Source organism: Paracoccus yibinensis (assembly GCF_030846195.1).
Taxonomy (GTDB): Bacteria; Pseudomonadota; Alphaproteobacteria; order Rhodobacterales; family Rhodobacteraceae; genus Paracoccus; species Paracoccus yibinensis.
The window spans coordinates 1-10535 of the sequence record NZ_JAVCWH010000036.1 but is presented as its reverse complement, the minus strand read 5'-3'; the positions used below and the strand labels follow the sequence as shown (position 1 = coordinate 10535).

9 protein-coding genes are annotated in these 10535 nt (G+C 64.0%); 6 read left to right on the top strand and 3 right to left on the bottom strand.

Going from position 1 to position 10535, the window contains the following annotated elements; genetic code table 11:
• From RAH32_RS20740 to repC, 6 genes are all read left to right on the top strand, one after another.
• Positions 1-674: recombinase family protein (locus tag RAH32_RS20740; protein WP_306610304.1), on the top strand; the 674-nt coding region annotated here is incomplete at its 5' end.
• Between the two features lie 73 nt (positions 675-747).
• Positions 748-1023, top strand: a complete 276-nt coding sequence (locus tag RAH32_RS20735) for a ribbon-helix-helix domain-containing protein (protein WP_306610303.1) — start codon at positions 748-750, stop codon at positions 1021-1023.
• Positions 1013-1357, top strand: coding sequence for a type II toxin-antitoxin system RelE/ParE family toxin (locus tag RAH32_RS20730; protein ID WP_306610301.1), 345 nt, complete (start codon positions 1013-1015; stop codon positions 1355-1357). Before RAH32_RS20735 ends, RAH32_RS20730 begins: the two co-directional genes overlap by 11 nt.
• A 113-nt stretch (positions 1358-1470) precedes the next feature.
• Positions 1471-2673 carry a plasmid partitioning protein RepA gene (gene repA / locus RAH32_RS20725; RefSeq protein WP_306610300.1) on the top strand — a complete coding sequence of 401 codons (1203 nt, stop codon included), beginning with the start codon at positions 1471-1473 and terminating at the stop codon, positions 2671-2673.
• Entirely contained in the window at positions 2670-3632 is a 963-nt protein-coding gene (gene repB, locus RAH32_RS20720; RefSeq protein ID WP_306610299.1) for a plasmid partitioning protein RepB, read from the top strand. Before repA ends, repB begins: the two co-directional genes overlap by 4 nt.
• A gap of 177 nt (positions 3633-3809) precedes the next feature.
• Positions 3810-4988: a plasmid replication protein RepC gene (gene repC / locus RAH32_RS20715; protein WP_306610298.1), complete on the top strand. Its 1179-nt coding sequence runs from the start codon at positions 3810-3812 to the stop codon at positions 4986-4988.
• Here repC and RAH32_RS20710 read toward each other — a convergent pair whose 3' ends face one another.
• The 3 genes from RAH32_RS20710 to RAH32_RS20700 are packed head-to-tail and all read right to left on the bottom strand — an operon-like array spanning position 4989 to position 10477.
• Complete coding sequence (locus RAH32_RS20710) at positions 4989-8264, bottom strand: error-prone DNA polymerase (RefSeq protein WP_306610297.1); 3276 nt, start codon at positions 8262-8264, stop codon at positions 4989-4991. It abuts the gene before it with no gap.
• 13 nt (positions 8265-8277) lie between these two features.
• Positions 8278-9801 (bottom strand): Y-family DNA polymerase, encoded by a 1524-nt coding sequence (locus tag RAH32_RS20705; protein ID WP_306610296.1) that lies wholly within the window; start codon positions 9799-9801, stop codon positions 8278-8280.
• Between the two features lie 25 nt (positions 9802-9826).
• Entirely contained in the window at positions 9827-10477 is a 651-nt protein-coding gene (locus RAH32_RS20700) for an ImuA family protein (protein WP_306610295.1), read from the bottom strand.
• Positions 10478-10535: the final 58 nt, after the last annotated feature.

Genomic DNA, 10535 nt, shown 5'->3' with positions numbered 1-10535 from the left:
TGCTGCAGGTGATCGAGGCGCTGGAGGCGCGGGGTGCGCATTTCCGCTCGCTCGGCGATCCCATCGACACGGCCACGCCGCAGGGCCGCTTTTCGCTGCAGGTGATGGGAGCGGTGGCGGAACTGGAACGCGCGCTGATCCGCGAGCGGACCAAGGCGGGGCTGCGCTCGGCCCGGGCGCAGGGGCGAGTGGGCGGCAATCCGGCCCTGCGGGCGGGCGACCGCGAGGCGATCCGCAAGCTGCGCATGGCGCGCGACGAGACCTATTTCCGCAAGCTGGAGGCCTCGGCCGATGGCTGGCTGCCGCTGGTGCGGCGGCACCGGCCCGCCATGCCCTGGGAGGATCTGGCGCGCCTCGTCACAGCCCGCACTGGCCAAGGTTGGTCGGTGGAGCGGCTGAAGCGCGCCACCAAACGCTATGTCAGCGACGGGCTCTTGCCCCCTTCGGTGCTGGAGCGGGCGCCGTGCAGCACGCCCGACGACCGGCTGCTGGCGATCGTGGCCGGCATGCGCCATGCCGATCCGGACCTTACGCTGGCGGGTATCGCCACGAGGCTGGAGCAGATGCGCGAAAGAACACCCAGGGGGAATGCGAAGTGGTTCCCGTCGACCGTCCGGCTGCTGCTGCAGCGAGCCGAAAAGAAGGGGATGATCATGGGCGCAGGAGAGAGATAGAAGAACAGCCCCTGCCCTGCCACCTTGACGCAGGTAGCACCTGGTCATACTCTCCTTTCACAAGGAGATTGCCATGACTGTCAAATCCTCGATTTCCCTCAGCGCCGAGCAGCATGCCTTTGCACGTGCGCAGGTCAGGCAAGGCAGGTTTCCCTCTGTCAGCGCCGTTGTGCAGCACGGCCTGGAATTGCTGCGCGAGAAGTCTGAAGGCGAAATGGCGGACCGGGCGGCATTGAAGGCCTTGCTGGAGGAACGGGCCAGGGGCGCTTTCGTCGATGTGGCAACGATGCGCAGTCGCCTTAAGGACATGACAAGAGCACGCCGCCGCACGGATCGTAATGCGGATTGAGTTCGCAGCCGAGGCCGAGCGCGATTTTCTTCTGATCTTCGACCATCTTGTCGACAGCTACATGGCGTTCGGCGAAAGCCGAACCGAGGCGCTGGAACGCGCGGAAGTCAGACTGGCCGGCATTCTTGAAGATGCGACCCGCATTGCGACGGCTCCGCGGCGCGGAAGCCGGCATGATGATCTGATCCCAGGCTTGCGGCAGCTGACGCTGGGCAGTGCGACCTTCTGGTTCACGGTTGACGATCCGAGCGACTCGGTGCGTGTTCTGGCTGTCTTCTTCGGGGCGCAGGATCAGCATCGGCGGATGTTGATCCGCCTGCTGGGACAGGATTAGCAGGCATTCTGCCGGTCATGCGAAGGCCACAGGAATCTGCTTGCCAAGGATAACGATTCTCCGACATAGTCACGAAAATGCGCGGCAAAACGGCAAATTTCGTGAACACGGCGATGCGACAGAAAAGAGCAGGAGAGGATCCGGGTCAGGAAAACCTGAACGCGGTCATCCGACAACATTCCGAATGGCTGGCCAGCCAGTTGCATGCCCAGCGTGAGAACCTCTTTCCCCCCGACGCGCACAAGGCGATGCGCAAGTTCACCTCGGGCGAGGCTGCCGCGCTTCTGGATGTAAACGACAGCTATCTGCGCAAGCTGCATCTCGACGGCAAGGGCCCCTCGCCCGAGATGACGGCCGGCAATCGCCGCATGTATTCCGTGCAGGACATCCAAGAACTGCGGGAACTTCTGGAGAGGACAGCCCGGAACCCCGGGGATTACCTGCCGGGTCGCCAGCTTGGCGACAAGCTGCAGATCATCGGCGTAATGAACTTCAAGGGAGGGTCCGGCAAGACGACGACCTCGGCCCATCTGGCGCAACGGCTGGCCTTAAAGGGCTATCGCGTGCTGGCCATTGATCTGGACCCGCAGGCATCGATGACGGCCTTGCACGGGGTGCAGCCGGAATATGACCTCCAGGACGGCGGGACGCTTTACGACGCGATCCGCTATGAGGACCCTGCGCCGATCCGGGACGTGATCCGCAAGACCTACCTGCCGAATCTCGACCTGATCCCCGGCAACCTGGAGCTGATGGAATTCGAGCATGAAACGCCCCGAGCCTTGGCGCAGGGCAATGCCGGGCTGTTTTTTTTCCGTGTGAAGGAGGCGTTGGCGCAGGTCGATTCCGATTACGATGTCGTGGTCATCGACTGCCCGCCGCAACTGGGCTTTCTGACGATGTCGGCCTTGTCGGCGGCAACCGGGGTTCTGGTCACGATCCACCCGGAAATGCTGGATGTCATGTCTATGAGCCAGTTCCTTCGTATGACGGCCGACTTGATGGATGTGATCGCCGAAAGCGGTGCGGACATGTCGCATGACTGGATGCGCTATCTGCTAACCCGTTATGAGCCGACGGATGCGCCACAGAACCGGATCGTGGCTTTTCTCCGCACGATGTACGGCGACAAGGTGCTGAATGCGCCGATGCTGAAATCGACCGCCATCTCGGATGCGGGGCTGACGAAGCAGACGCTTTACGAGGTTGATCGAGCGGCCTTCACGAGATCCACCTATGATCGGGCGATCGAAAGCCTGAATGCCGTTAATGACGAGATCGCGCAATTGATCCAGCAAACATGGGGGCGCAAATGAGTGACAGCAAGAAGCGGCGCATGTCGATGCTGGATACCCTGGCCCAGGGAGCGGCAGCCGCGCCGCCGTCGATGATGTCGAACAACCGCGCGCTGCGTTCAGCACGCGATGCCGTGGACAGCCACCGGATCTGGGAACTGGATCCCGAGCAGATCATCGATAGCCGGGCCACCGACCGCATGGACCCTCAGGATGTGGGGGATCTCCGCGCCTCGATCGAGTCTGTTGGTCAGACCGTGCCGATCCTGGTCCGCCGCGATCCGGCAGACCCGGACCGCTATCTGCTGGTCTATGGGCGCAGGCGGCTGGAAGCCGTGCGTGGATCCGACAAGGTCACCAAGATTCGCGCGATGATTGCGTCGATGGATGATGGTGCTGCCATCCGCGCCCAAGCATCCGAGAATACCGGCCGCAGAGACCTGAGCTTTATCGAGCGCGCGATGTTTGCCCAGCAATTGGTCGAGAATAACTTTGGCACGCAGGCTCAGAGCGCAGAAATCCTGAATGTGACCAAATCGGCAATTTCGATGTTCCTGGCCGTCGTGCGAAGCGTGGGTGCTGACCTTGCTCTGGCGATCGGCCCTGCCCATGGCACGGGCCGCCCCCGATGGGAGGCCTTGGCCACTGCGTTGAACGAGACGGAGGCGGACCGCGTTGAACTGGCCGATCTAGCAACACGGGTCAGGGCGCAGACCGATCCAGATGTCGCCGATCCTTCGGTTGCAGCGTTCGAAGCGGTAGCCCGTCGTTTACGAAAGATGGCCACCCTGCCCCGCCCGGCATTAGAAGCCTCGAGTGCCTTGACGATCGGCGGCAAGCTTGCTGGTAAGATTGTCAGGACAAAGAACGGAGTTCGGCTGGACATCAGGATCGAGGACGCGAAATTCGCCGACTGGCTGCAATCCGAGGCAGCCGGTGCGATCGAGGAACTTCACGCCCGTTGGAAGAAGCGTGGCTGAGGGGAAGATAGGTATAACAGCAAGGAGGCACGAACCAGCCAAAGAAAAGGTCCCGCAAAGCACGAAACCTTACGAGACCCTTTGATCGTAGCACATTAAAGGTAGTCGCCCTCGGAAGCCTCTGCAAGTCCCTTCGTGATTTGCGGCGCGGAATTTCTTTGTCTTCGTGAACGGAGAATGACTTACCATGCCATAACGCCGTTCCGGCGACCGGTGGATGCTGTTCGCGTTCAACGTCACGCGACGCTGATACAGTCCACGGCCGGGGAAAGCGTCAACAAATGGGCCATATTGCGCGACCTGGTAGCCGGACGCAAGGCCTTTGGGGTCTCGGATCGTGACCTGACGGTCCTGCAGGCGCTGGTCAGCTTCCATCCCGGCAATGACCTGGATGATCCTGCAAGGTTGATCGTTTACCCCTCGAATGCGACGATTTGCGAGCGGCTCAACGGGATGCCCTGTTCGACCATGCGCAGGCACATCGCCCGTTTGGTAGAGGTTGGTCTGATCCTTCGTCATGACAGTCCGAATGGGAAGCGATATGTCCGTCGCAGCTCCTTTGGCGAACAGCGCTTCGGCTTTGACCTGCTCCCCTTGCTGCAGCGTGCCAGCGAAATCCAGGCGGCTGCCGAGCAGGCGCGCAACACCATGGCGACGATCGCAGCTCTGCGCAGCGACATCAGCCTCATGCGCCGCGACGTGATCGGGCTTCTCGATCTGATCGAAAACCAGGGAACCCCCCTGCCCTACAGCGACCAGCACCGGAACCTTGTAGCCCTGACAGCCCGCATTCTTCGCCGCAGGCTTACTGTGGCAGAACTTGCTGCCTTGCGCACTGAACTCGCCACCGTACTCCGTGATATCCAGACCCAGATCACGAACTGCCAGACAGATGATCTGAGCATCAGGGGCAGCCAAAATGAGCAGCACCATCAGAGATCAAATAAAGAAGAATCTGAATCTGAATGCCATGAAGAAAAAGGCTTGTGCTTGCCGCGTTCCGACCAAGCCCAAAACTTGAGCTTGAGCGTGATTTTATCAGCTTGCTTCGACATCGTTCAGCTGAGCACCCATGACATTAAAGACTGGTCTGGTCTGATCCATGCCGCCGATCAGGTTAGCTCGATGATGGGGATTGAACCATCGGTATGGTCTCGGGCAAAGCAGAGAATGGGAGCCATTTGTGCAGCAGCAACCCTTGCGGCTATTCTCCAGCGGTTCTCGCAAATACGTTCGCCAGGAGCTTATTTGCAGACACTCGCCGCCAAGGCCGAGGCAGGCCAGTTTTCAATTACCCGAATGATAGAGGCGATCACTCGTCAGAATGGGCCAAAGTTCACAGCTGTGAACTGTTAGTTAGATGCAGCATGGCTTGACATACATGTCACGCGGCTCTGGAATCGGACTATTGGGCTCGACTTCGTCACCACAGCCAGAGAGCAGAGGAAAAGCGCCGTCGCATCTGCCGACACTGGCCAGGTCACGCGACAGGTCGGTGAGACGATTAACAACCAAATGCACGACCTCGCCCTCACGCTGGATGCGTCCCTGCACATCGATCATTACTGCACCAAGAACGATGCGCCTGTGCGCCTCGAAGACCTTCGGCCAGACCACAAGATTGGCGACACCTGTCTCGTCCTCGATGGTGATGAACATCACCCCCTTGGCCGATCCCGGCCGCTGCCGCACCAGAACCAGGCCCGCGGCCGCACACCAGCGGCGATCCCGACTGGTCATGGCCTCGGCGCAAGGAATGATACGCCGTTCCTTCAGCGTCTCGCGCAGGAACGAGACGGGATGTCGGCGCAGGCTGAGGCCGGTATGACTGTAGTCCTCCACCACCTCCCGCCCGAGCGTCATTGTTCGGAGCGCAACGGCAGGTTCTTCGTCTTCGGTTCTGGTCTCGTTGTTCCGCTGTTCCCCTGCCCCAGCATCCGCTCCAGCGTCCTCTTCCTGCCGCTGTGATGCCTTCCGCGCGCCCGCGAAAAGCGGCAACTCTTCTGGCCCGTGTCCCTTCAGCGCCCAAAGCGCCTCGCGGCGGCTAAGCCCGAGGGAAGGTCTGAACCCGTCGGCTTCGGCGATGCGGCTCAGGCTGGCGATTGGCACCCGCACCCTGCGCCAGAGATCCTCGAGGGAAGCGAAGGGCCGGTCGGCGCGGGCGGTGACGATGCTTGCTGCGTGGCTGTTTGCCAGGCCCTTGACCATCCGCAGCCCGAGGCGGACGGCGAAGCGGCTGCCCTCGTCCTCGGGCCGTCCCGTCGGCTCCAGGGTGCAGTCCCACCGGGAGGCATTGACGCAGACGGGCCGGATTGCGACGCCATGCTCCTGCGCGTCGCGCACGATCTGCGCCGGGGCATAGAAGCCCATCGGCTGGGAGTTCAACAATGCCGTACAGAAGGCGTCCGGATGATGACATTTGAGCCAGGCACTCGCATAGGCCACAAGCGCGAAGCTTGCCGCATGGCTCTCCGGAAAGCCGTAGGAGCCAAACCCTTCGAGCTGGCGGAAGGTGCGCTCGGCGAAGTCGGGATCGTAGCCGCGGGCCACCATGCCCGAGACCAGCTTGTCCTTGAAGGCGCTGACCCCACCGGTGAACTTGAAGGTCGCCATGGACTTCCTGAGCAGGTCGGCCTCGCCGGGGGTAAAGCCCGCGCACTCGATCGCGACCCGCATGGCCTGTTCCTGGAATAAGGACACGCCCAAGGTCTTGCCCAGCACCTTCTCCAGTTCAGGGGTGGGATACTCCACCGGCTCCAGCCCTTCGCTGCGGCGCAGATAAGGATGGACCATGTCGCCCTGGATGGGACCGGGCCGGACAATCGCCACCTGCACCACCAGGTCATAGTAGGTCCTGGGCTTCATGCGGGGCAGCATGGCCATCTGCGCCCGGCTCTCGATCTGGAAGGTGCCGAGCGTGTCGGCACGCCGGATCATCGCATAGGTGCGCGGGTCCTCGGGTGGGATGGTGGCGAGGTCATGGCAAATACCCTTGTGCTCCGCGATCAATGTCAGTCCCTTGGCCATGCAGGTGAGCATGCCGAGGGCCAAGACGTCCACCTTCATGAAGCGAAGCGCGTCGATGTCGTCCTTGTCCCATTCGATAATCTGCCGGTCCTCCATGGCGGCGGGCTCGATGGGCACCAGGTCATCGAGCCGGTCCTGGGTCAGCACGAACCCGCCCGGATGCTGCGACAGGTGCCGGGGAAAGCCCATGAGCTGCCGGGCCAGCCCCAGCGTCAGCCGCAGCCGGCGATCGGACGGGTCGAGGTTCAGCTCTCTGATCTGCGCCTCGCTGACGCCCTCCTCGGACCACGTCCACATCTGGCCGGAGAGGGTCTGGATCAGATCCTTGGGCAGGCCCATGGCCTTGCCCACGTCGCGCAGCGCGCCCTTGGCGCGGTAGCGGATCACCGTGGCGCAGAGCGCGGCCCGGTCGCGGCCGTAGGTCCCGTAGACCCACTGGATCACCTCCTCGCGACGCTCGTGCTCGAAATCGATATCGATGTCGGGCGGCTCGTGGCGTTCCTCGGAGACGAAGCGCTCGAAGAGCAGATCATTGCGGCCAGGATCGATGGCGGTGATGCCCAGCACATAGCATACGGCCGAGTTCGCAGCCGAGCCGCGGCCCTGGCAAAGGATGCCGCGGGAGCGGGTAAAGCGGACGATCGAGTGAACCGTCAGGAAGTAGGGCGCATAGGCTAGCTTGCCGATCAGGCGCAACTCGTGCGTGAGCGACGCTGTGACCTCCTCCGGCACGCCTTCAGGATAGCGGAAAGCTGCCCCCTCCCAGGTCAGCCGCTCGAGCGTCTCCTGCGGGCTGAGGGCTGGATCATCCCGCTCCTCGGGATACTGGTAGCGCAATTCATCCAGCGAGAAGCGGCAGCGCTCGGTGATCTCCAGCGTCCGGGCCAACGCTTCCGGATAGCGGGCAAACAGCCGGTGCATCTCCTCCGGCGGCTTGAGGAAACGATCGGCAAGACGTTCGCGGTGAGCGCCCAGGGCCTCGACGGTCACGTTGTGACGGATGGCGGTGACCACATCCTGGAGGATGCGGCGGGCAGGCTCATGGTAGAGGACATCGTTGGTCACCACCGTCGGCATGCGCAGCTGAGCGGCCATGGTCGAGAGTTGGTGCAGCCGCAGTTGGTCATTGGGACGGCGGCGCAGGGTCAGGGCCAGGTAGGCTCGATCGCCAAAGGCATCGCGCAGCCGGCGCAGGTGCAAGGCGCCTGTGTCGTCCGCCATGTCCGGGATCAAGACGGCGATGAGGCCCTCGGCATGCTCCGCGACATCCGCCCAGTCTAGATGGCATCTGCTCTTGCCGGCGCGGGACTTGCCCAGGGTGAGCAGCCGACAAAGCCGGGCATAAGCGGCCCGGTCGGTGGGATAGACCAAAAGCGCCATGCCGCAGGCGAGATCGAGCCTGCAGCCGACCACCAGCCGGACACCGGTGGCCTTGGCCGCCTCCCAAGCCCGGACGACACCCGCAAGCGTGTTGCGGTCGGTCACCGCGAGCGCGTCGATGCCCATCACGGCTGCGGTTGCAAACAGCTCCTCGGCCGAGGAGGCCCCGCGCAGGAAGGAGAAGGGCGAGGTCACCTGCAGCTCGGCATAGCGCGGCCCGGTCATCCGATGACACCGTTCATCCGAACACCCCATGCAGGAACCAGCGGTGCGAGCCGGTCTCGCTGTTCTCGCCGTCGCCTGCCCGGAACACCCAGTAGCGCTCGCCAGCCTCATCTTCGATGCGGAAGTAGTCCCGGACGGCAATCATCTCGGCGTCTCGCTTCCACCATTCGCCGAAGACCCGCTCGGGTCCATCGGCGCGGGCCACCTTGCGGCGGATGCCCCGCCAGGTAATGGAGACCGGCGGATGATCGGGCAGGAGTGCCAGCGTCTCGATCGGCTCAGGACGGGGCAGCAGGCGGGTGGGCCGCGGCCAGTGATCGGGCCAGCCGACGCCGACAGGATCGGACAGGGCTGCGACGCGGGTGACGGAGCGTTCCGGAACGTCGCTCGGCACAGGTGCCATGCGGTAGACGCTGCGGGCACCGACGCGGTTGGCCAGCACATCAAACAGGCCGGAGAGATCCGGGGCAGGGGCCTCCAGCAGGGAGCTGGCTACTTGCCTGGCCTCCAGCGGCTCGACCATCACCGCCGTGAGTGACAGGATCTCGATGCCGAAGCTCGGCGCGATGGTCTCGATCCTGTCGCAGAGGAGGCGGGTCAGCCGCTGGGGATCACGTTGTGGTTTGGCCAGACCCACGCGCACGGTCTGGACATGGGCATCGACCCGCCAGCAGAGGAGATCGAGCCTGCGGGCGCCGAGGCTGCGCTGCTCCAGGGTCGCACAGAGCTGGACCACCAGTTTGCCGATATAGTGGGCGATGGTCTCGGCCGCGGCAATCGGCTCGGCAAAGCTGCGACGCACTTCCACAAGCTCCGGCGGGCGCAGCGGCTCGATCGGCTCGGAGGCATGGCCAAGCGCCTGATCCAGCCGGCGGCAAAGCTCCGGCCCGAACCTTCGGGTCAACGGCGCGCGAGGCTGATGGAGCAGATCACCGATGCAGGCGAAACCCAACGTGCGCAGGCTGGCGAGCGTGGCAGGCGGCAACCGCAGGGCTGCAAGGGGCAGGGGTGACAGCAGCGCCTCGGCGGTGCCCACCTCTGCCAAATGCATTGGGTCAGCCACATACCGGGCCAGCGCATGGGCGGCACCCCAGGTGTCGGCAACAGCGGCGCGGGCGGTAACGCCCGACATGACCAGCCGACCGATCAGGGTCTCCAGGAGGGCGTCCTCGCCGCCATGCAGGTGATCGGCGCCGGTGGAGTCGATCACCAGTCCATCTGGCGGATCGACCGCCACGACGGGCGAGACCCGCTGCAGCACCCAGAGCGCCAGCCGCTCGAGCGAGGCCGCATCGGCAGCGGGATCATGGGGCAGCACCTGCAGGCCCGGGACCATCGCTTGGGCTTTGCTCACCGGCATGCCAGCGGAGATGCCCAAGTCCTGCGCCCGCGCACAAGCTGTCGTCACCAGCCGCCGGTTGCCGACCCGGCCCGCCAGGACGAGCGGCGCCTTGGGCGAGGGTGCCGCGTCAGGCGCCTGCCGCTTGAGCCGATCGATCGGCCAGAGCGGCAGGTAGACCGAGATGACCCGTGCCATCGCATGCCTCCAGTTCGAGATCGAGTTACTCGCCTGCGCGTGCCCGGATCAACTCGATGAGCCAGCGGGCCCGGCCGACACCGGGGACGGGCAGGGCGGTCGAGGGCAGGACCGAGATCCGCCAACGGGTCATCGCCGCTGTGGGCTGCCCGAAGTCATGGGCCTCCTGCTGGCGCCGCCAGCGCCGGAGCGCGATGCCGGTGGTGCCAGAACCCTTGGCCGCCAGGTGCAACCGGCGCGAGGCGGTCATCGAGAGCCGCGCGACATCGGCCACCACCGCGCCAATTCCTCCATGGCGCAGGCCTTCCTCCATGCAGGCCAGCACCGAGACCTCATCGCCCGCCTCGACATAGATCACCCGGTCCGGGCCAAGGCCCGCCTGCTCCAGCCCCGGCGCGAAGAGGTCCGCCTGCGTCACGCACCAGAGCACCGGACCCGGCAGACGCGCGGCAATGCCGGCCGCGAAGCAGGAAGCTGCCGCGCCATCCACTGCGCCATCGCCGCCGCCCGCCACCTCGTGCAGGCAACCGAGCGCCAGGCCGCCACCGGGCAGCCGACGATCCAAGTCCGGCACTCCGAAAGGCAGCACGCCCCGCTCTGGTCCGCTATCCCCTTCCATCCGCGCGATCTGCGCTTGCAAGGCGGCAATGGCAGGGTTGAAGGACTGTGCGGGCATGATCAGAAGAGATCCAAGGCAGTTGGGAACAAACAGACTCGTTCTTGTTTTGTTCCAT

Excerpts from the sequence above, each read along its gene's own strand:
- RAH32_RS20735 (WP_306610303.1), top strand. The coding sequence starts at position 748 with ATGACTGTCAAATCCTCGATTTCCCTCAGCGCCGAGCAGCATGCCTTT.
- RAH32_RS20730 (WP_306610301.1), top strand. The coding sequence starts at position 1,013 with ATGCGGATTGAGTTCGCAGCCGAGGCCGAGCGCGATTTTCTTCTGATC.
- repA (WP_306610300.1), top strand. The coding sequence starts at position 1,471 with ATGCGACAGAAAAGAGCAGGAGAGGATCCGGGTCAGGAAAACCTGAAC.
- repB (WP_306610299.1), top strand. The coding sequence starts at position 2,670 with ATGAGTGACAGCAAGAAGCGGCGCATGTCGATGCTGGATACCCTGGCC.
- repC (WP_306610298.1), top strand. The coding sequence starts at position 3,810 with ATGACTTACCATGCCATAACGCCGTTCCGGCGACCGGTGGATGCTGTT.
- RAH32_RS20710 (WP_306610297.1), bottom strand. The coding sequence starts at position 8,264 with ATGACCGGGCCGCGCTATGCCGAGCTGCAGGTGACCTCGCCCTTCTCC.
- RAH32_RS20705 (WP_306610296.1), bottom strand. The coding sequence starts at position 9,801 with ATGGCACGGGTCATCTCGGTCTACCTGCCGCTCTGGCCGATCGATCGG.
- RAH32_RS20700 (WP_306610295.1), bottom strand. The coding sequence starts at position 10,477 with ATGCCCGCACAGTCCTTCAACCCTGCCATTGCCGCCTTGCAAGCGCAG.